This window comes from Pseudomonas sp. DCB_AW (assembly GCF_026240895.1).
In the GTDB taxonomy this organism is placed as follows: domain Bacteria; phylum Pseudomonadota; class Gammaproteobacteria; order Pseudomonadales; family Pseudomonadaceae; genus Aquipseudomonas; species Aquipseudomonas kermanshahensis.
The window spans coordinates 102,089-123,746 of record NZ_JAPFCE010000008.1; the positions used below are offsets into that span (position 1 = coordinate 102,089).

16 protein-coding genes are annotated in these 21,658 nt (G+C 66.1%); 7 read left to right on the forward strand and 9 right to left on the reverse strand.

The annotated features are described in order from the left end of the window. Positions 1-124: 124 nt before the first annotated feature. From OO306_RS07920 to OO306_RS07965, 9 genes are all read right to left on the reverse strand, one after another. Positions 125-1,390 (reverse strand): MFS transporter, encoded by a 1,266-nt coding sequence (locus OO306_RS07920; RefSeq protein WP_265968265.1) that lies wholly within the window; start codon positions 1,388-1,390, stop codon positions 125-127. A gap of 33 nt (positions 1,391-1,423) precedes the next feature. Further along, positions 1,424-2,485: a sugar phosphate isomerase/epimerase gene (locus OO306_RS07925; protein ID WP_027596376.1), complete on the reverse strand. Its 1,062-nt coding sequence runs from the start codon at positions 2,483-2,485 to the stop codon at positions 1,424-1,426. 113 nt (positions 2,486-2,598) lie between these two features. After that, positions 2,599-4,104, reverse strand: coding sequence for a PLP-dependent aminotransferase family protein (locus tag OO306_RS07930; protein ID WP_265968268.1), 1,506 nt, complete (start codon positions 4,102-4,104; stop codon positions 2,599-2,601). Between the two features lie 83 nt (positions 4,105-4,187). Further along, on the reverse strand, positions 4,188-5,777 hold the full coding sequence (gene prpR / locus OO306_RS07935; RefSeq protein WP_265968269.1) for a propionate catabolism operon regulatory protein PrpR: 1,590 nt from the start codon (positions 5,775-5,777) through the stop codon (positions 4,188-4,190). 12 nt (positions 5,778-5,789) lie between these two features. After that, entirely contained in the window at positions 5,790-6,563 is a 774-nt protein-coding gene (locus OO306_RS07940; protein WP_265968270.1) for an SDR family NAD(P)-dependent oxidoreductase, read from the reverse strand. Positions 6,564-6,629: 66 nt separating this feature from the next. After that, entirely contained in the window at positions 6,630-7,814 is a 1,185-nt protein-coding gene (locus tag OO306_RS07945; protein WP_265968272.1) for an acetyl-CoA C-acyltransferase, read from the reverse strand. A 34-nt stretch (positions 7,815-7,848) separates the two neighbouring features. Further along, complete coding sequence (locus OO306_RS07950) at positions 7,849-9,942, reverse strand: 3-hydroxyacyl-CoA dehydrogenase NAD-binding domain-containing protein (protein ID WP_265968273.1); 2,094 nt, start codon at positions 9,940-9,942, stop codon at positions 7,849-7,851. 113 nt (positions 9,943-10,055) lie between these two features. Further along, positions 10,056-11,843 carry an acyl-CoA dehydrogenase C-terminal domain-containing protein gene (locus OO306_RS07955; RefSeq protein ID WP_265968274.1) on the reverse strand — a complete coding sequence of 596 codons (1,788 nt, stop codon included), beginning with the start codon at positions 11,841-11,843 and terminating at the stop codon, positions 10,056-10,058. Between the two features lie 112 nt (positions 11,844-11,955). Further along, a complete protein-coding gene (locus OO306_RS07965) occupies positions 11,956-14,613 on the reverse strand; it encodes a LuxR C-terminal-related transcriptional regulator (protein WP_323055825.1) in 2,658 nt (885 codons plus the stop codon). Between the two features lie 453 nt (positions 14,614-15,066). Here OO306_RS07965 and OO306_RS07970 point away from each other — a divergent pair, with 453 nt between their 5' ends. The 7 genes from OO306_RS07970 (at position 15,067) to OO306_RS08000 (ending at position 21,509) form a co-directional block, all read left to right on the forward strand. Next, the gene (locus tag OO306_RS07970) at positions 15,067-16,116 is read left to right on the forward strand and encodes a phosphotransferase family protein (RefSeq protein WP_265968275.1); all 1,050 of its coding nucleotides are present in this window, start codon (positions 15,067-15,069) and stop codon (positions 16,114-16,116) included. Continuing rightward, complete coding sequence (locus OO306_RS07975; protein ID WP_265968276.1) at positions 16,113-16,478, forward strand: DUF6285 domain-containing protein; 366 nt, start codon at positions 16,113-16,115, stop codon at positions 16,476-16,478. The genes OO306_RS07970 and OO306_RS07975 overlap by 4 nt, the downstream gene beginning before the upstream one ends. Further along, the gene (locus OO306_RS07980; RefSeq protein WP_027596386.1) at positions 16,471-17,181 is read left to right on the forward strand and encodes a histidine phosphatase family protein; all 711 of its coding nucleotides are present in this window, start codon (positions 16,471-16,473) and stop codon (positions 17,179-17,181) included. Before OO306_RS07975 ends, OO306_RS07980 begins: the two co-directional genes overlap by 8 nt. A 27-nt stretch (positions 17,182-17,208) precedes the next feature. After that, complete coding sequence (locus tag OO306_RS07985; protein ID WP_265968277.1) at positions 17,209-18,387, forward strand: acyl-CoA dehydrogenase family protein; 1,179 nt, start codon at positions 17,209-17,211, stop codon at positions 18,385-18,387. A gap of 200 nt (positions 18,388-18,587) precedes the next feature. After that, positions 18,588-19,568, forward strand: a complete 981-nt coding sequence (locus tag OO306_RS07990; protein WP_099429635.1) for a quinone oxidoreductase — start codon at positions 18,588-18,590, stop codon at positions 19,566-19,568. Between the two features lie 10 nt (positions 19,569-19,578). Continuing rightward, the gene (locus OO306_RS07995) at positions 19,579-20,427 is read left to right on the forward strand and encodes a TauD/TfdA family dioxygenase (protein WP_265968278.1); all 849 of its coding nucleotides are present in this window, start codon (positions 19,579-19,581) and stop codon (positions 20,425-20,427) included. Positions 20,428-20,456: 29 nt separating this feature from the next. Next, complete coding sequence (locus OO306_RS08000) at positions 20,457-21,509, forward strand: 3-keto-5-aminohexanoate cleavage protein (RefSeq protein WP_027596390.1); 1,053 nt, start codon at positions 20,457-20,459, stop codon at positions 21,507-21,509. The last annotated feature ends 149 nt before the right edge of the window (positions 21,510-21,658 follow it).

The window sequence follows — 21,658 nt, forward strand, 5'->3', positions numbered from 1 at the left end:
TGGCCTCCTAAAAGGTCCAGTTGTACCCCGTGCTGGCGTCAGGCGCCAGACCGACATGCAAACCTTAACCCTAAGGAACCCTAGGCCAGCCTCCACCGTCGAAGCTGGCCGAGGTGTTCATGCTTCACGCTTGCGCCGCACTCATTCCGCCTGCAGCCAGGGCATTTTTTCTAACGGCCCGGTACAGCAGGCTGGACACCATGAACCCTGCAACGGCCAGGATACTCATCAAAGTGAAGACCCAGTTGTACCCCTGCTGGCCGGGGAAGTGGTCGAGGATCGCACCGTAGATGACGTAGGCAAACATGCCCGGCGCGTAACCGATCAGGCAGCCGATACCGAAGGCGGAACCGGTGATGTGCTGGGGAATACCGACTTCGCCCATCGGCGCCCAGAACACGCCGCGCATGGAGAACACGATCAACGCAAAGGACAGGGTGGCGGCCATGCCGGCATAGATGAAGGTCGGGTTTTTCGGAATCAACATGATCACCGCCATCAGCGGCAACAGTGCCAGAAAGGCCCACTTCAGGTAGCGGCTGGTGCTCTTGAACTGCTTGTCGGCAATGAACCCACCGGCAGGCCCGCCCAGAATCTTCAGGAAGTACTGGTTGATGATCCCATAGGCACCCACCAGCGCCACGGGCAAGCCGTACATCTCCTTGAGGTAGGGGATGAAGTAGGTCAGGCCGCAATAGACGATGTAGACCATGAACACGTTCAGGCTGACCAGCCAGATACCCGGCACCTTGATCGCCTCCATCAGGTTGGCCAGGCCATTTTTCGGCTTGGCCAGCGACGGTGCACTGTCACCCTTGAGCAGGAACCAGGTGAGCGTGCCGGCCAGCAGGTCGATGACCGAGTAGAACAGGATTGCTGACTTCAGGCCGCTTTCGCCCGAGCCCATGGCCACGAACACCCCCAGTGCGGCAAACGCGACCAGCGTATCGACCACGCCGCGCCCGCCTTCGAGCAGGCCGAACAGGCGCCCTTGTTCCTGGTCGTTACCCAGGTTGCGGATGGCCTTGAGCAGCGATGGCCAGAACAGGCAGTCGGCACACACGGCCAGCAGGCTGAACACGATCAGCAAGCTGCTGAACGGCGGGAAGGTGGCCAGGTACACACCCAGGCAGCCGGTGCCGATTAGGCCTAGGGGGATCAGCCTGCGCGTCTCGAAGCGGTCGGCGAGCATGCCGCCGACCACGAACAGTGCGGTGGCGATGATCGCGTTGGCGCTGAGTAGCAGGCCGATTTCAGTGTGGCTCAGGCCCATGAATTCCTGCATGGGAACGTAGAAGGCATCCTTGAGGTTCGCCAGCTTGTAGACGGTACCGCCGCCAAGGACGAGGATCAGGAATCGGAGCCATTTGGCTTTGTTCTGGGCTGTCATTGTTGTTCTCCGCAGGTAGTCGGGTCGCCAGGTTCAAGCGTTGGCCAAGGTCAGCTCGGCCAGGGTGCGAAACTCGTTCAGCAGGCCGCGCACGTAGGCCACCTGGTTGTTCGCCCAACGGTGTTCGTCAGCCAGCATGCGCTCCAGGGTGAAGCCGGCCGGCAGGGGGGTGTCGCTCATTTCCCGATACGCGATGAAGGGGTCGGCCGCTTCTTGCTGTTGGCGGAAGGCCGGGGCCACGTAGTGGTTTTCCTGCTCGAGGATGAAGGCGATCACCTGCGGGGCGGTGTCGCCCAGCATCAGTAGCTCGAACAGCATGCGGGCACTGGGCAGGTCGTCATCGGCGCTGCCTTGCAGCACGCCGTAATGGCCGAAGCCGTTGTGTTCGGCCACGATGCGCACACCCTTGAGGTGGCTTTGGCGGATGTGCGGCGCCAGGTTGCGCAGGGCCTGCAGGGGCTGTTCGCAGGCATTGATCATGTTGCCAAAGTCGAACAGGGCATGCAGGCGAGGGTGGTCGAGGCGTTTGAGCAACTGGGCGATCTCGTCGCTCTTGAGCTCTTCGTGTTGCTCGAAGTCAAAGTACAGGTCGTGGGCGTCGGCCTGCTGCGCCAGGTAGTGCAGGTCGCTCTCGATGATGTCCATGACCCGCGACAGTGTGCCCTCGTAACGCGAGTAGACGCGGATGTTGCGCACCCCCAGGGCCTTGGCGATGGCGATTACCTGGTCGACGTCTTTTTTCAGCGTGCTGCTGATTTCCACATGCACGTCCAGCCCCAGCGCCTTGGCCTTGTCGGCAAATGCCTGAAGCTGGGCGGGTGTCATCTGGCTCAGGCTGTTCTGCTCGCCGTCGAGCACGTGCAGGCTCAGGCCTTGCAGCTCGTGGCGATAGGCGAAGTCGAGCAGGTCGGCGGGGGTGACCCGGCCGTGGGTGAGGTTGGTCAGCAGCGGGTAGGCATGGGCAAAAAGGCGCAGTTGCCCGAGGCGTTCGAGCAAGCGCTGGGCCAGTGCCTGGGTCAGCACGGGGGCTGGCGCCTGTTCCACCACGTTGTGGCTCAGCAAGGCGTTGAAACGTTCCTGGATCTTATTGTTCATTAGCGTCGTTCCTGGTTCAGACGCCGGGGTCTACCGGCGCAACCTTTATCGCGCCAGTGAGGAACGTTCGATAGATCCATTATCCGCCAATCGATAGGACCACTTGCCTGGCCTCAGGTGTTTGCGGGCAGGTACCCCAGTGTGCGCAAGGCCTGGGCCAGTGCCTGGACGCGTGCTGCGGCCTGGTTTTCCGGCGTGCCGGCAAAGCCGATCAGCAGCGCAGGCGGTTGCGCATGCTGGATGCTGTAGTCGCTCAAGGGGTAGGTGTGGATGCCGTGCTCAGCCAGTTGCCGGGCGATGTCGGCATCGTTGAGCGCAGGGGGCAGCCAGGCGATCAGGTGCATGCCCGCATCGGCCGGGGTGAGGGTGAAGAAGCCGCCCATGTGCTGTTCGAGCTGTGCGATCAAGGCCTGCTGGCGTGCCTTGTACAACGCGCGCATGCGGCGGATGTGGCCAATGAAATGGCCTTGCGCCATGAAGTCAGCGGTGGTGGCCTGCAGCAGCGTGGGCGGGCTGCGGTCCATGACCGCACGCAGGGTGCAGAAGGGTTCGACCAACGCCGGCGGCAGGATCACGTAGCCCAGCCGGAGTGACGGAAACAGCACTTTGCTGAAGGTGCCGACATAGATCACCCGGGCCATCTGGTCCAGGGCATACAGGGCGGGCAGCAGGCGGCCACTGTAGCGGAACTCGCTGTCGCAATCGTCTTCGATGACCCAGCTTTGTTGTTGCGCGGCCCAGTCGATCAAGGCCTGGCGCCGCGCGTAACTCAAGGTGACGCCCAACGGGTGCTGGCGCGAGGGGGTGCAGAACACCAACCGGGCCTCAGGGCATTCGCGCAGGCCTTGCTCCACGTCGATCCCGTGTTCATCGACACGCAACGCGGTCACCCGCGCCCCTTGCGCCTGCAAGGCAATGCGCGCGGCGATGTGCCCCGGGTCTTCCATCCATACACTGTCTTGGGGGTTGAGCAGCAACATGCCCAGCAAGTTGAACGCTTGCTGGGCACCAGACACGATCACCACCTGCCCGGCATCGCAGTCGATGCCACGGGCATCGAACACATACTCGGCAATGGCGCTGCGCAAGGCCTGCAAACCTTGCAGCTCACCGTAGCCCAGCATCGCCTTGGTGGGCTTCAGCAGGTGCTGGTTCATCAGCCGCCGCCATATCGCCTGGGGGAAGGCTTCGTAGGTGCTGTGGCTGGGCAGGAACGAGGTCGGGGTGGCCGGGTCCCAGTCGGTGTACGAGACGCCGCGAAAATGATCGCTGCGCAGCGACAGCATCGACTGGCTCAGGTCGGACAGGCGCGGCGGCGGCTGGGGCTGCTCGGGCTCGCTGCCGCGGCTTTCCCATTCCGTGCCGACATAGGTGCCGGCGCCGGTGCGCGAGGCCAGGAAGCCTTCGGCAATCAGCTGATCGAACGCATTGAGAATGGTGATCCGCGACAACCCCAACTCGTTGCTCAAGGTGCGGGTCGAGGGCAGGCGCACGCCACCTTGGATCCTGCCATTGAGTATCTGCTTGCGAATCTGCAGGTACAGCTGGCGGTACAGGGGGATGGCACTGGCACGGTCCAGCTCGATGGCCGACAGCAGCAAACCTGCGGCGGTTTTCATGACATGCTCGTCTGCGCAAAAAGGATTGGGCCCGAAACCGTCAGGCCACCAGAGGCCAAGGGTATCGGGCGCCTCGCGATAAGTCATCCGCAGGATGCGCGCAAACGCCGCCACAGGGTGCTGCGGCTGACACCCAGGCAACGCGCAGCCTGGTCCATGTTGCCGTCGCAGGTGTCGAGCATGCGCCGGGCGTGCGCCGCCTCGGCGGCCTTGCCCAGGCTGCGCAGGTTGTCGCTAGCGGGCAGCGGCTGTGCGGGGGGCTGCACATGCTCGAAAAATTCCGGGAAGAGCGTGGCCAGGTCGATGCCATCGGCGCCCACCAAGGCTTGGGCGCACAGCGCGGCGCGCTCGGCGATGTTGTCGAGCTCGCGGATGTTCCCTGGCCAGCGGTGGCGCAGCAGCAGGGGCAGCAGGGGTTGCAACTGCGGTGTGGCGAGCGGTGTTGCACCGTGCCGTGCGAGCAGCGCCTCGAACAGGGGCAGGATGTCTTGGAGCCGATCGCGCAGGGGCGGCACGGCAAGGCGCAGGATGTTCAGGCGGTAGAACAGGTCGGCGCGAAACTGCCCGTTGGCGATGCGTGCTGGCAAGTCGCAATGGGTGGCGGCAATCACGCGTATGTCCACCGGTGTCGGCGCGCAGCCACCCAGGCGCAGCACCTCGCGCTCCTGCAACACACGCAGTAAACGGGTTTGCAGCGGCGCGGGCATGTCGCCGACTTCGTCGAGGAACAATGTGCCACCGTGCGCCAGCTCGATCAGGCCGGGTTTGCCCCCCTTGCGCGAGCCGGTGAACGCGCCGTCTTCAAAGCCAAACAGCTCGCTCTCGAGCAGCGACTCCGGCAGGGCCGCGCAGTTGATCGCCACGAACGGCCCCTGCTGGCGGGCGCTGGCGTGGTGCAGGCTTTGTGCGAGCAACTCCTTGCCCGTGCCGCTTTCGCCGGTGATCAGTACCGTCGCGTCGGTCGCGGCGTAGCGCTGCGCCAGCTGCACGGTCGCGCGGAACGCCGGGGCATCACCCAGCAACTGATCGAAACGATAGCGCGTCATGAACGGCTGCGCGGCAGGCGGCTTGCGGCTGCGCCGGGGCTGAATGCGCAGGTTGTCGAACGCATGGCGCAGGCTGTCGCTGTCCAGCGCCAGCACGCCCTGGGCACCGGCCGCGTCGGCCAGCTGGCACACCGTCGGCGACCCGATGATGACCTGGACACCGTCTGCGACCAGCTGCGCGACCTGCGCCCGGGCCTGTTCCAGGTGGGTGTAGGTGTGCTCGTGCACCTTGAGGTTGAGCAACGCTTGCATCGCCGCCAGCCCGGGGTGGGGCTGGCCAAAGCTGAGCACGCCGACGCGCCGGGTGCGCGTGTGGGCCAGGGCGAGGGCGCGGATCAGGTCGTGCTCGCCCAGGTGCAGGGCCTGCACCGAGGTCGACAGGTGCTGGCGCAAGTAGTCGGCGGCGGCCCCGGAACACAGGATGACGTCAGCCTGCTGGCGCCTCTCCAGCTCGCGCGCCAGCGGCAGCAGCTTGCCGAGGGTGGTTTCAATCACCTCGACATGGGCCTGCTGCCGGTAGTCGGCGCTGACCTGCTCGATCAGCCGGGCCATGGGGCTGGGTGCTCCAGGGCAGCGCAAGTGGGTGACCAGCGCGACCACGCGGGGCCGGTAAGCGGCGGTGGGCATGCAGGCTCCTTGTTACAACGGGTTGACCAAGTGCCCGCCATCCACGGCGAGGACGCTGCCAGTCATGAACGCACCGGCGTCACTGGCCAGCAACAGCAAGGGGCCGTCGAGCTCGCTCAATTGGCCCAGGCGGCGCATCGGCACGTGGTCCTTGATGTACCCCTGGCCGGTCTCGCTGTCGAAGTAGGCCTCGTTCATCTCGGTCTTGAAGTAACCGGGGGCGATGGCATTGACGCGGATCCGGTAGCGGGCCAGCTCCAGCGCCATGGCCTTGGTCAACTGCACCACACCGGCCTTGGCCGTGCAGTAGTGGCTCAGCCCGGCCCCTACGCGCAGGCCCAGGATCGAGGCGATGTTGACGATGCTCCCGGCGCGGCCGGCCTTGACCAGGCGCTGGCCAGCGCATTGGGCGACATGGAACACGCCATCGAGGTTGGTCGAGAGCATGCGCTGCCAGTCCTGCCCGCTCAGTTCGAGAAAGCGCCCAGGGTCGCCGATGCCGGCGTTGTTGATGACCACATCGACCACACCGAAGCGGGCCTCGGCCTGGTCGAAGGCCTGTTCGACACTGTCGCGTTGAGTGACGTCGAGCGCCACGGCCAACGCTTCGCCGCCTTGGGTTTCAAGTTGCTCGACCAGCGCCTGCAAGCGCTCGACCCGCCGCGCCGCCAGCACCACACGGGCGCCAGCGGCCTGGGCCAAGCGTGCGAAGTGGGCACCCAGGCCGCTGGAAGCGCCGGTTACCAAAACGGTCTTGCCGACCAGGGAAAAAGGGGTTGCTAGCATGGAGCGTTCCTCATCATTCAGTGAGTGGGCAGGGGCGGTGTGGAAGCCCTTGCGGTCCGGTTGTGTTCACAGCACTTCAAACAGGCCCGCCGCCCCCATGCCACCGCCCACGCACATGGTCACCACCACATAGCGCACCCGGCGCCGTTTACCTTCGAGCAGCGCATGCCCGACCATCCGCGCGCCGCTCATGCCATAGGGGTGGCCAATGGCGATGGCGCCGCCGTTGACGTTCAGGCGCTCAGGGTCGATGCCCAAGGTGTCGCGGCAATACAACACCTGGCAGGCGAACGCTTCGTTAAGCTCCCACAGGCCGATATCGTCGACTTTCAGCCCGTGCTGCCTGAGCAGGCGCGGCACGGCGTACACCGGCCCGATGCCCATCTCTTCCGGCGCCAGGCCGGCCACGGCGATGCCCCGGTACAGGCCCAGCGGCCTGAGGTTGCGCTGCTCGGCCAGGCGCGCGTCCATCAGCACGCAGGCGCTGGCACCGTCGGACAGCTGGCTGGCGTTGCCGGCGGTGATGCAGCCACCGTCGAGCACCGGCTGCAAGCGCGCCAGGTCGTCCAGGCGGGTTTGCGGGCGATTGCCCTCGTCCTGCGCCAGGGTTACCTGGCGGTAGCTGATTTCGCCGGTGTGCTTGTCCTTGACCCTTTGCTGCGCGGTTACCGGCACGATCTCGGCCTCGAACAACCCAGCCTGCTGGGCGGCGGCAGTGCGCAGCTGCGATTGCAGCGCATAGGCATCTTGCGCGTCACGGCTGATGCCGTAGCGCCGGGCGACGTGCTCGGCGGTGTGCAGCATCGGCATGTAGGCGTGCGGCACCTGCTGGATAACCGCGTTGTCCTGCTCGCCCAGCGCCCATTCGAGGTTGCGCACTTGTACCGCGCTGATGTTTTCGTGGCCGGCGCCAACGGTGACGTGCATGCCATCGACGATGATTTGCTTGGCGGCGGTGGCGATCGCCATCAATCCGGAGGCGCACTGGCGGTCGAGGGTCTGGCCGCTGACCGACACGGGCAGCCCGGCCGCCAGCGCGCTCATACGCCCCAGGTTCCAGCCTGCGGTGCCAGAGGGCATGGCGGTGCCCATCACCAGGTCTTCGATTTCGTCGGCAGCGATGCCGGCCCGTGCAACGGCCGCCTGGATGGCATGGGCGGCCAGGCTGGGCGAGCGCAGGTTGTTGAGGGCACCGCGAAAGGCCTTGCCGATCGGGGTGCGGGCGGTAGAGAGAATAACGGCGTCTTTCATGAACGGGGTTCCTTGATGGCCAGAAGAGGGCAGCTCAACGGTGTTGCGCGCGGAGCTTGCCGGTGCTGCTCGCCAGGCGCCGCAGCAAGGGGGCTGGCTGCAACCACAGGTGGCCGTAGGCACCCAGGCGATCGCGCAGTTGCTCGATGCCAGCCAGCACGGTGTCCAGGCCGATGTCGCGGGCATAATGCAGCGGCCCACCACGCCAGCCCGGGAAGCCGTAGCCGTTGACCCACACCAGGTCGATGTCACCACTGCGCAGGGCGATGCCTTCGTCGAGCAATTGCAGGCCTTCGTTGATCAGCATGAACAGGCAGCGGTCGTGGATTTCCGCGTCGCTGATGGTGCGCCGGGTGATGCCCAGCTTGGCGGCCAGTTGCGCCGCTAGCTGCACCACCTCGGGGTCTTCGATGCGTTCGCGGCCCTCGTAGCGGTAGAAGCCGCGCCCGCTCTTCTGCCCGTGGCGGCCCAGCGTGTAGAGTTCGTCGGCCAGGCGGAAGTAGCTCGGGTCGTGGGCGATCTCGCTGCGCCGCGCCTGGCGCACCAGGTAACCGACGTCGATGCCGGCCAGGTCGTACATGGCGAAGACGCCCATGGCCAGGCCGAGGTCGGTCAGCACCTTGTCCACCTGGGCCGGCGAGGCGCCTTCGAGGACCAGGCGGTGGGCCTCGCGGGCATAAGGTTCGAGCATGCGGTTGCCAATGAAGCCGAAACACACGCCAGACACCACCGGCAGTTTGCCGATGCGCTTGGCGATTTTCAGCGTGGTGGCCAGCACGTCTGGCGCCGTGGCCCGGCCGCGCACCACTTCGAGCAGGCGCATGACATGGGCCGGGCTGAAGAAGTGCAGGCCGACCACGTCCTGCGGGCGGCGGGTGCAGGCGGCGATGCGGTCGACATCCAGGGTCGAGGTGTTGCTGGCCAGGATAGCGCCGGGCTTGCACACCCGGTCGAGGGTGCGGAACACCGACTGTTTGATCGACAGGTCTTCGAACACTGCTTCGATCACCAGGTCAGCGTCAGCCAGGTCGGCGTAATCGAGGGTGCCTTGCAGCAGGCTCATGCGCTGTTCGAGTTGCTCGGCGGTGAGCTTGCCGCGCTTGATGGCGCTTTCGTAGTGTTTGCGGATCTGCGCCAAGCCGCGGTCCAGGGCCTCGGGCTTGAGCTCCAGCAAGCGCACGGGGAGGCCGGCGTTGATGAAGTTCATGGCGATGCCGGCGCCCATGGTACCGGCGCCGATCACGGCAACCTGGGCGATGTGGCGCAGCGCGGTGGCCGCGTCGATACCGGGAATGCGCAGCGCCTCGCGCTCAGCAAAAAACAGATGGCGCAGTGCAGTGGCCTGGGGGTCTTGCAGCGCTTCGCGGAACAGCGCCTGTTCGCGGGCCAGGCCTTCGGCCAACGGCAGTTCGTAGGCCGCGCGCACGGCCGCCAGTACCCGTAGTGGCGCCCGTTGGCCGGGTTTGCGGGCTGCCAGCTGGGCCTCGTGCGTGGCGAACAGGCCCTCGGCTGGGAGCGCGGGTGTAACCCTTGGCGGGGCGGGGTGGGCGAGCTGCTCGTGGGCAAAGGCGCACGCTTGGTCGAGCAGGTCCTGGCCGGGTTCGACCAAGCGGTCTACCAGCCCCAGTGCCAGGCCTTGGCGGGCATCGATCGGTTCGCCGCCGAGCATCAGCTCCAGCGCGGGCGCCACGCCGATCAGCCGTGGCAGGCGCTGGGTACCGCCGGCACCGGGCAGCAGGCCCAGGCGTACCTCCGGCAGGCCCAGGCGGGCAGTGGCGCTGGCAACGCGATGGCTGCAGGCCAGGGCCAGTTCCAGCCCGCCGCCCAGCGCCACGCCATCGATGGCGGCGATCAGTGGCTTGGCAAGGGAGGTCAGCGTTTCTAGCAATTCGGGCAGGGCGGGTGCTTGCCAGGTGCGTGGGCTGCCGAACTCGCTGATGTCGGCGCCGGCACTGAACGGCAGTGAGCGCCCATGCAGGATGACTGCCTTGACCTCAGGGTCGCTGGCGGCCTGGGTGCAGGCCTGTAGCAGTGCCTGGCGCAGGTCGTGGCCCAGGGCATTGACGGGGGCGTGGCACAGGCCGATCAAGGCCAGTTGGTTATCGCGGCGATAGTCGATCAGCGGCATGGGAACCTTCCTGTTGGTGTCCTGAAAAAAACGAGGCGGCGGCCCGGAGCGTTGGCCACCGCCGAAAAAACCGCTGCCCTGGGGGACTCGGCAGCGGAGCCTGCCAGGCAGGGTCAGCGGGCGAAGGCGGCGTCGCTGATGTTCATCAGGTTGTCACTGCCCGTGCGGATCAGCGTCTCGTGCAGGCTGGCCCGCGGCAGCAGGCGCTGCAGGTAGAAACGCGCGGTCTCGCGCTTGCCCCGGTAGAACGCGACGTCGTCGCTGCCGGCCGCCAGTGCCTGTTCAGCGACGCAGGCGGCGCGCAGCCACAGGTAGCCGATCAGGGTGTAGCCGCAGAGCATCAGGTAGTCGAAGGCGCTGGCGCCGATCAGGTTGGCGTCGGTGCTGCTGGCGTCGCGCAGCCATTCGCTGACGTCGCGCCAGGCGCTGACGCGCTGTTGCAAGGCCTGGGCGAGGTCGGCCGAGGCCGAGGTTTTTTGAATGAATACTTCGATTTCGCCGAGCAGTTCGTCCAGGGCCTCACCGCCATCGGCCAGCACTTTGCGGGTCAGCAGGTCGATACCCTGGATGGTGTTGGTGCCTTCGTAAATCGCGGTGATGCGTACATCGCGGGCGATCTGCTCCATGCCCCATTCGCGGATGAAACCGTGGCCGCCGAAGACCTGGATGCCCAACTGCGCGGCCTCGTTGCCGGTTTCGGTCAAAAACCCCTTGGCAATTGGCGTGAGCAAGGCCAGCCGGCGTGCCGCGGCCTGGCGCACACCTGGGGTGGCGCCGTGGTGCAGCAGGTCGACGCCCTTGGCGCAGGTGTAGGCGAGCATGCGACCGCCTTCGGCATAGGCCTTTTGGGTCAGCAGCATGCGCCGGACATCGGCATGGCCGATGATCGGGTCGGCGGGCTGGTCGGCGCGCAGGCGCGGTGTGGCACGCATCTGCACGCGGTCGCGGGCATAGGCCAAGGCCCCCTGGAACGAGGCTTCGGCGTGGGCCTGAGCCTGCTGTGAAACTGCCAGGCGCGATTCGTTGATGTAGGTGAACATGGCGTTCAGGCCACGGTTGGCTTCGCCCAGCAGGTAGCCTGTGGCGCCGTCGAAGTTGAGCACGCAGGTGGCGTTGCCGTGGATGCCCATCTTGTGTTCGATAGACCCGCAGCTGACGCCGTTGGGGGCACCCAGGCTGCCGTCGGCATCGACCTGGACCTTTGGCACGGCAAACAGCGAAATGCCCTTGACCCCGGCCGGTGCGCCTTCGATGCGCGCCAGCACCAGGTGCACGATGTTTTCTGTCAGGTCGTGCTCACCGGCCGAGATGAAGATCTTGCTGCCGTTGATGCGGTAGCTGCCGTCGGCCTGGGGCCGAGCGCTGGTACGCAGCAGGCCGAGGTCCGAGCCGCAATGGGCCTCGGTCAGGCACATGGTGCCGCTCCAGCGGCCGGCGATCATTGGCGGCAGAAAACGCTGGCGCAGGGCCTCGTCGGCATGCTCGCTGAGGGTGCTGATAGCGCCGCCGGTGAGGTTGCCGTACATGCCCCAGGCGTGGTTGGCGCTGCAGATCATCTCGTGGTTGACGAAGCCCAGCGAGGGCGGCAAACCCTGGCCGCCGTAGGCTGGGTCTTTGTCCAGGCCCAGCCAGCCGTTGGCGGCGAAGCGCTTGAAGGCCTCGGCGAAGCCCGGCGGGGTACTGACCTTGCCATCCTGCCATTGGCACCCGTGCTGGTCGCCCACGGCGTTGAGCGGTGCCAGTTCCTGCTCGGCGAACTTGGCGCCTTCCTCGACGATGGCGGCGAAGGTGTCCGCGTCGGGGGCTTCGCAGCCAGACAGTTGTTGATAGTGGCCGCTCAGGTCGAGCAGCTCCTGGGCAACGAAGGTGATATCGCGCAACGGGGCGGTGTAGCTGGGCATGCCGGACTCCTGGCTGGGTGGATTCGGCATGTTGTAGCAGGCAGGCCCCGCGCGCCGCGTCCACCCCCCCGGTGGAATCGGGGGTGGAATCGGCGTGGCGTGCGGGTGGAGGTCAGTTCAGCAATTGCAATTCGCGCGCTGAGCACAAGGCGCTGTCGCGGTCAGCCACGTCGAGTTTGCGGAACAGGTTGTTGATGTGGGTCTTGACCGTGCTCAGGCTGATGAACATCGCCTCGGCAATCTGCCCGTTGCTCTGCCCGCGTGCCATGCGTTGCAGCACCTCCAGTTCACGACGCGACAGCGGCACGATCAACGCGTTGTCGGTGCTGTCTCGCCCTGCCAGCAGTGGGCGGAACAGGGCATTGAGGCGCTCGCGTGACGGTGGCGGGGCCGCCAGGGCCAGGCGCTCGCGAGCCTGTGGCAGCAGCAACTCGCGCAAGGGTTCAAGGCACGCTTCGCCTTCGTATCGCAACAATTGCCCGAAGCCGTATTCACACGCCAGTTGCAAGGCCTGTTCGAGGCTGTGCAGGGCCTGGTCGTGGGCGCCACGGTCCTGGTGCAGGGCTGCGTCGAGCAACAGGGTGTCGAGCAACAGGCGGCGGTTGGTGTTCGCCTCGGCATGGGTGTGCAGTGTCGCCTGGATCTGCCGCGCCTTGTCGCGCTGCCCCAGGTGGCGCTGCACCCAGGCATAGGCCAGCCACTCTTCAGGCAGCAACTGCTGGTCATACTGGCGGCTGCACCAGTGCCACTGGTCAAGCCAGCCGGGCAGGTAGTCGGTGTCGTTGTCACGCAGCACCAGGCGCGCCAGCCAGGCGCCGGCCTGGCGGTACAGGGTGAACAGGCGGAACTGCAAGGCCAGCCGGCGCACTTCTTGCCAGCGCGCCTTAGCCTGGGAGGTCTCGCCCAGCGCCCAGTGCAGGCAGGCCTGGTGGTGGAACACCCAGGGCAGCGCGGCGCTGTGCGGGAAGCCTAGCGCCAGTACTTCGGCCTGGGCCAGGGCGTGGCGCGCCTGGCTTAGCTGGTTGGCTTGCAGCAGGGCCAGACCTTTGCCCAAGTGGCGGAACAGCTCGTAAAAGCGCCCCGAACTGCCGGCAGCAGGCTGCTCGGCCATGCCTTGCAGGCGTTCCCAGGCCGCTTCGCTGGCGCCTTGGGCCAGCTCGATCTGGCCCAGCAGCAGTTGCAGCAAGTTGGTGTAGCCGCTCAGCCCGAAGCCTTGCAGTTCGACTAGGGCGCGGCTGGCTTCGGCGTGGGCCGGTTGCAGTTCACCCAAGGCCGCCAGGCAGTTGGCCCGGTCGAAATACAGTACCGAGCGCGCGGCGTTATGCTGCCCAAATTGCTGCAATGCACGCGCAGCCAAGGCCAAGCCGTGCGCCAAGTTGCCGCCCAGGTAGGCCAGGCGGCTACGCAGGAACATCACCGTCTGCTGCACCCGCTCGGGGTGGCGCGGCACAGCGTGGCGGCGCTGCAGGGCATAGAGCTGGTGCAGGCACTGGCAGGCCTGGGCGATGTCGTTGGTGACCATCACCGTGGAGGCTTCGGTCACGGCCAGGGTGAAGCTGTCGTTGCCGGCATGGCCGGCCACCTCGTCGAGCACATCGACCAGGGTGTTGACCTTGCCTTCGCGCAACAGCTCGAAGCCATGCCGGTCGACGATGCCGAGCACGGCGTCCAGGTCCCTGGCCCGGCCGTACTGGTAGATCGCCTCGGTGAAGCGGCGCTGCGCCAGCAGCCAGTTCGCGGCTTGGCGGTGCAGTTGCCGCAGGCGCTGCGGGTCGCGTTGTTCGAGGCGTTGGTAAAGGCTGTTGCGCAGGGCAGGGTGGTAGCGGTATTCGGCGTGGCTGGCCTGGGGCATTTCGATGATCAGGTCCAGCCGCTGCAATTGGCGCAGCGCCGCCGTCACATCGGTATTGGCGGCCAGTTCACCGGCCAGCCCCGCATCGAACACCTGGGCCACGGCAGTGTGTTCAAGAAAGGCGCGCAAGGCGGTGGGCAAGCGCTGCAGGCGTTCTTCTTCCAGAAACTGCCGGGCATGGGCGTAGGCCTGACGCGTGATCGGGCGCAGGTCGCCGGGCGGCTGGCCAGTGCTCTGCAGCGCTTCGCGGTAGGCCTCGAACCAGAACAGCACGCCGCTGGGCCAGCCCTCGCTGCCGGCACGCAGTTGGTACAGCGCGTCGCTGCCCAGGCGGACGTCACGGGCCAGTGCCAGCTGGCGGGTCTCTTCGCTGTCCAGGGCCAGTTCACGCGCGCTTAGCACGGCCAGCCGGCCGTCGCGGCGCAGGTGGGCCAGGGGTAACGCCGGCAGGCCTTCGCTGGCGGCGAGCAGGCGCAGTGCTGGCGGCGGGTCGTGCAGCAGGGTGTCGAGGTACTGCCAGGCCTGGGCGGCGTTGAGCAGGTGCAGGTCGTCGAGCAGTAACGTTACCGGGGCCTGGCGGGCTTCGAGGTCGGCGAGGATGTGGCTCCACAGCGGTTCGGCCTGGGGGGATTCGCGGTGTGACGCCGGCAATTGAAGGGCGGCGTGCAGGTGCAGCAGCAGGGCCAGGGGCTGGTTTTCGGCGCGGGTCAGGCGCAGCCATGCAAAGGGGCTGGTGAGGCGGCGGGCGAACTGGGCGAGCAGGGTGCTTTTGCCGTAGCCCAAGGGCGCTTGCAGGAGGATGACAGCGCCGTCGTCCAGCGCGCTGGCCAGGTGGTCGAGCAACCGGGTGCGCTGTAAGGCCCTGGGTGGTTCGGCGGGTGGGCGCAGCTGGTTGGGTTTGAGCGCGGGAAGGTGCATGGCGAGCAGTGCTCCGTCGGGTCAGCCAGGTATCGTAGGGGTTGGGGGGTGTTTGTCACAACATTTTTGGTGCCTGGCAGATCGAGCGCCGCCCGCGCGGCGCTTCGCAGCACAAGGCTGCTCCTACATTTTTCTCGGGCCAATTATTCCTAAGGCGGTCGCGCGCAAATCTCACAGGCCTCACTGGCCCGAAACAGATGTGGGAGCAGCCTTGTGCTGCGAAGCGCCGCGCGGGCGGCGCTCGATCTGCCAGGCGCTGCAAATGTTTTGGCGAACACATCAGCCCTGCACAACCCGTTCAAATCTGAAACCGCCCCGTTCAAATCCGCCATCGAATCAAACCCAAAAATCGCTATAAATCATTGATTAATAACAAATAATAAAACCAATAAACGACCTGGCAATCATCTTGCAATCGGCTAGTCCACGAACGACCAGCCAATTGGACCCACCATGCCCATCACCCATCCCGCGCTCCCCCCCAGCGCTCGCATCGACATCCCAGACGCCCATTCACAGCTCTCTACCTACCTACAAAACCAACTCGACAGCCACCCCGTGACCCTCACCCGCAGCGAGCGATTGTCAGGCGGTGCCATCCAGGAAAACTGGCTGCTCGAGGCCGAAGTCGCAGGCCAACCACAGCGTTGGGTACTGCGCACCGACGCCGCTTCCGCAGTAGCCGCCAGCATGACCCGCGAGCAGGAGTTCGCGGTGCTCGACGTGGCCCACCAAGCCGGTGTCAACGTACCCAAGCCCCTTTGGCTGTGCCAGGACCCGCAGGTCATCGGCCGCGACTTTTTCATCATGCAGGCGCTGGCCGGCACTGCCAGTGGCCACCGCCTGACGTCCGCACAAGACGCGCCCCAGGGCAACCCGGCACTGTGCCGGCAGTTGGGCGCCAACCTGGCGCGCCTGCATCAGGTACGCCCGCCGCAGCAGGCGCTGGCGTTTCTGCCCGCCGCTGCACCCGACACGGTGCAAGCCAGCGTCGACCAGTACCGCCAGTTTCTGGATGCCTTGCCAGGCAGCCACCCGGTGCTGGAGTGGGGCTTGCGCTGGTGTGAGCTGAACAAGCCTGCGCCCTTGCCCACGTGCCTGCTGCACCGCGACTACCGCACCGGCAACTACATGGTCGAGGCCGGTGCACTGACCGGCGTACTGGATTGGGAGTTCGCTGGCTGGGGTGACCCGCGTGAAGACCTGGGCTGGTTCACCGCGCGCTGCTGGCGCTTCGGCCGGCCGGACCTGGAGGCGGGCGGCATCGGCCATCTGCAGGACTTGCTCGCCGGATACCGCAGCGTGTCGGCGCTGGAACTGGACAGCCAGGCGCTGCGCTTCTGGCAGGTCATGGCCCACCTGCGCTGGGCGGTAATCGCCCTGCAGCAGGCCGAACGCCATGTGTCTGGCCAGCAACGCTCGCTGGAGCTGGCGCTGACCGGGCGGATGGTCAGCGAACTCGAACAGGAAATCCTCTTGCTCACCCGTGGAGGCCACGCATGAACCAGCCCGATGCCCGCGACCTGCTTGTGACGGCGCGCGACACCCTGCTCACCCATCTACTGCCGGCGTTGCCGAAAGGGTTGTACTATCAAGGCCGGATGGTCGCCAGCGCCATGTTGATCGCCAGCCGCGAACTGGCGCAGGCGGCGCACTGTGCCGAGGTCGAGCGCCAGGCCCTGGAGGCCTTGCTGGCGCAGCACGGCCAGGCAGCGACGGGGCTTGAACAGGCCCGTGCGTTGCTGGCGCGGCGCATTCGCCAAGGTGCCTACGATCAGGACCCAACACGTTTACTGGCGGCGCTGCGGGCGATCAACCGGGCGCAGTTGAGCATCAGCAACCCGAAGGTGCTGGCCCATGACTGACCAGCCCGCCCAGCGTCGCCGCTGCTACTTGGTTCGGCATGGCCATGTCGATTACTTCGACGCCGATGGCCGGCCCCTCGACCCGCGCCATGTGCCGCTGTCGGCGCAAGGCGTAGCCCAGGCCCAGGCGTTGGGCCAGGTGCTGGCGCACACCCGGTTCGACCGGGCGGTGTGTTCGGACTACCCGCGCACCCGCCAGACCCTCGACCAACTGCTGGGCCCGCGCACCTTGGCGGTGGAGCAGCGCGCCGCCTTGCGCGAGGTGCGGGCCGGCCGCCTGCGGGAAATACCCCCAGGCTGCCTGCACCGCGAAGTGGCCCAGGCCTATCACCTGGCCGACCGCCCCGGCGCCGCCTTTTTGCGCGGCGAACCTTGGGTGGCGTTCCAGCAACGGGTGCTGGACAGCTTCCAGCAATTGCTGGCCGAGCCCGGCTGGACATCGTTGCTACTGGTCAGCCACGACGCCGTCAACCGCATCCTCCTGGCCTGGGCCAGCGGCGCCGGGCTGGGTGGGCTGGCTGCCTTCGAACAAGACCCTGCTTGCCTGAACATCGTCGATATCGACATGGCCGGCACGCAAGCACAACACGCGTTCATCCGCACCCTCAACTACACCCCGTACGACCCCGGCAAGGCCTCGATCGACAAAACCGTGATGGAGCACCTGCATGCCGCCATCGACCCGCGCCGCCTGCACGCCTGAGCCTTTCCCTCTACAAGGAACCCCACCATGCATTTCGCCCTTTCAGCCGAGCTGCTCGCCCTGCAAACCAAGACCCGGCAGTTCATTTCCGAAAGCGTCATCCCCCTGGAGCACGACCGCCGCCAGACCGCCCACGGCCCATCGCCCGAACTGCGCCAGGCGCTGCTCGATCGGGCCCGCGAGCACGGCCTGCTGACCCCGCATGCCGCGCGTGAAATGGGCGGCCTGGGCTTGAGCCATGTCGAGAAGGCGATCATTTTCGAAGAAGCGGGCTATTCGCCACTCGGCCCGGTGGCCCTGAACATCCACGCCCCGGACGAGGGCAATATCCACCTGTTGGAGCAGGTGGCCACGCCGGCGCAAAAAGACCGCTGGCTGCGGCCACTGGTGCAAGGCCATATCCGCTCATGCTTCGCCATGACCGAGCCCAGCCCGGGCGCCGGCTCCGACCCCTCGATGCTGACCACCTTGGCCGTGCGTGACGGTGACGACTACATCATCAATGGCCAGAAATGGTTCATCACCGGGGCTGAAGGCGCGCAGCTGGCGATCATCATGGCGCGCATGGAAGACGGCAGCGCGACGATGTTCCTGACCGACACCGACCGCCCGGGCTTCATCTTGGAGCGCATGATGGACTCGCTGGACAGCTGCTTCGCCGGCGGCCATGCGGTGTTGCGTTTCGAAAACCTGCGGGTGCCGGCCAGCGATGTGCTCGGCGAAGTGGGCAAAGGCTTCCGTTACGCCCAGGTGCGCCTGGCGCCAGCGCGCCTGACCCACTGTATGCGCTGGCTGGGCCAGGCCCGCCGCGCCCATGACGAGGCCTGTGCCTACGCCAACCGCCGGGTCTCGTTCGGCAAGCCGCTGGGCGAGCACCAAGGGGTGGGCTTCATGCTCGCCGACAACGAGATGGACCTGCATGCCACGCGCCTGGCGATCTGGCATTGCGCCTGGGTGTTGGACCAGGGCGAGCGGGGTAACGTCGAGTCGAGCATGGCCAAGGTGCTCAGCTCGGAGGCGATCTGGCGGGTGATCGACCGCAGTGTGCAGGTGCTGGGCGGGCAGGGCGTTACCGGCGAGTCGATCGTCGAGCGGATCTTCCGCGATGCCCGCAGCTTCCGTATCTATGACGGCCCCAACGAAGTGCACCGGATGAGCCTGGCGAAAAAGATCCTCGCCCGCGCGGCCACGGGGGCCGCCAAATGAAGCACGACAGCTATCAGGACCAGGTAGCCATCGCCGTCGACGGCGGCCTTTCGGCGTTCTGAGCCCCTGCGCCAGGCGCGCTGTCATCAACTGTAAAACGGTTGTCGTCCGATGATAAGCGGCGCTTGGCGCAACGGCCTAAATTGCCCCTCAAGACGCACTTTGTGTGCTCAACAACAATGACAAGAAGGGAGATTGGCATGGCCAAAGCGGTACGTTTCTACGAAACCGGAGGGCCTGAGGTCCTGCGTTACGAAGACGTCGACGTCGGCGAGCCCGGCCCTGGGCAGGTGCGCTTGCGCCACGTGGCGGTTGGCCTGAACTACGCCGACACTTATTTTCGCAATGGCACCTACCCGATCCCGCTGGCCAACGGCATGGGCGTGGAAGCGTCGGGTGTGGTGCAGGCAGTAGGTGAGGGCGTCAGCCATGTGGTGGTCGGCGACCGGGTGACCTACACCGGCTTCCTCAACACCCTCGGCGCCTACAGCACCGAGCGCCTGATCCCCGCCGCGCCGTTGATCAAACTGCCGGAAACCATTTCCTTCGAGACGGCGGCCGCCATGACCATGCGCGGCCTGACGGCCTCGTACCTGATGCGCCGCCTGTACGACTTCAAGCCCGGTGACAGCATCCTGCTGCACGCGGCGGCCGGTGGCGTCGGCCTGATCGTTTCGCAGTGGGCCAAGCTGCTCGGCCTGACCGTGATCGGCACCGTCTCCACCGACGCCAAGGCGGCTGTGGCCCGCGCCCATGGCTGCGACCACACCATCAACTACAGCCACGAAGACGTCGCCCAGCGCGTGCGCGAGCTGACCGATGGCGTAGGCGTCAACGTGGTGTTCGACAGTGTCGGGCGCAACACCTTCATGGGCTCGCTGGACTCGCTCAAGCGCCGTGGCCTGATGGTGTGCGTGGGCACCGCGTCCGGCAAGATCGAACCGTTCGACCCGCAGTTGCTGGCGATCAAAGGCTCGTTGTTCATGACCCGGCCGGCCTTGGCCGACTACATCGCCGACCCGGCAGAGAAGACCCGCCTGGCCAGCGAGCTGTTCGACCATGTCAGCAGCGGCCGCATCCGCATCGAGATCAACCAGCACTACGCCTTGCAGGATGCGGTGCAGGCGCACCGTGACCTGGAGTCGCGCAAGACCACCGGCTCGTCGATCTTCGTCATCTGAGGGCACTGCCATGCAAGTCGAACAACTGACCTGCGCCATCGGTGCCGAACTGGTCGGCGTCAGGCTGGCCGATGCCATTCACGATGACGGCCTGTTCGCCGAGATTCGCGCCCAGCTGCTCAAGCACCGGGTGCTGTTCTTGCGCGACCAGGCCATCAGCCGCGCCGAGCACGTGGCGTTCGCCCGTCGCTTCGGTGAACTGGAGGATCACCCCGTCGCTGGCAGCGACCCGGAGCACCCGGGCCTGGTGCAAATCTACAAACGCCCCGACCAGCCGGCCGACCGCTACGAAAACGCCTGGCACACCGACGCCACCTGGCGCGAAGCCCCGCCAATGGGCTGCGTGCTGCGCTGCGTGGAGTGCCCGCCGGTGGGCGGCGACACCATGTGGGCGAACATGGTGCTGGCCTACGCCAACCTGCCGGCCGAGATCAAGGCCCGCATCGAGGGCTTGCGCGCCCGCCACAGCATCGAGGCCAGCTTCGGCGCCGCCATGCCGACCGACAAGCGCCTGGCGCTCAAGGCCCGCTACCCCGATGCCGAGCACCCGGTGGTGCGCACCCACCCGGAAACCGGCGAGAAGGTGCTGTTCGTCAATGCCTTCGCCACCCACTTCACCAACTACCACACCCCCGAGCGCGTGCGCTTCGGCCAGGACGCCAACCCCGGCGCCGCCGACCTGCTGCGCTACCTGGTGAGCCAGGTGTACATCCCCGAGTACCAGGTGCGCTGGCGCTGGTCACCCAACAGCATCGCCATCTGGGACAACCGCAGCACCCAGCACTACGCCGTCATGGACTACCCGGCCTGCCACCGCAAGATGGAGCGGGCCGGGATCATGGGCGACAGCACTTTCTGAACAGACAAGAACAAGACTGAGGATCAGACATGCAATTCTTCGACGACTCGCTGCACCCGGAAAACATGGAAAAGGTAGTCATCACCGTGGCCCCCTATGGCCCCGAGTGGATGCCCGACGATTTCCCCCAGGACATTCCGGTGACCATGGACGAGCAGGTGCAAAAGGCAGTCGATTGCTACGAAGCCGGCGCCACTGTACTGCACCTGCACGTGCGTGAACTCGATGGCACCGGCTCCAAGCGCCTGTCCAAGTTCAACGAGCTGATCGCCGGGGTGCGTGAAGCGGTGCCGGACATGATCATCCAGGTCGGCGGCTCGATTTCGTTCGCACCCGAAGGCGAGGGTGAAGCGGCCAAGTGGCTGAGCGACGACACCCGCCACATGCTGGCCGAGCTGACCCCAAAGCCTGACCAGGTGACGGTGGCGATCAACACCACCCAGATGAACATCATGGAGCTGCTGTACCCCGAATACCTGGAAGGTACATCGCTGGCCAACCCTGGGATCCAGGCCGCCTATAGTGAAATGACCGTGCCCGCCGGGCCGGCCTGGGTCGAGGAGCACCTGCGTCGGCTGCAGGCCAGCAATATCCAGCCGCATTTCCAGCTGACCGGCATGCATGCCCTGGAAACCCTCGAGCGCCTGGTGCGCAAGGGCGTTTACAAAGGCCCGCTGAACCTGACCTGGATCGGCATTGGTGGCGGTTTCGATGGCCCGAACCCGTTCAACTTCTTCAATTTTGTGCACCGTGCGCCGGATGGCTGCACCCTGACCGCAGAGTCGCTGCTCAAGAACGTGCTGCCGTTCAACACCATGGCCCTGGCCATGGGCTTGCACCCGCGCTGTGGTATCGAAGACACCATCATCGACCAGCACGGCAAGCCGTTCACCTCGGTGCAGCAGATCCAGCAGACCGTGCGCGTGGCGCATGAGCTGGGGCGTGAAGTGGCCAATGGCAAGGAAGCCCGGGCGATCTACCGGATCGGCGAGCAGTACGCATCCGTCGAGGAAACCTTGCTGGCCAACGGCATGGCGCCGAACCGCCGGCCGGGCCAGAAGGGCGTGCCACAGCGCGCCTAAGGCACCGGCCTCATTCCCTTGTAGGAGCAGCCTTGTGCTGCGAAGAGGCCCGTGATTGCTGCGAAGATCTGCGGTTCTGCCTCTTCGCAGCCTGTAGGAGCAGCCTTGTGCTGCGAAGAGGCCCGTGATTACTGCGAAGATTCGCGGTT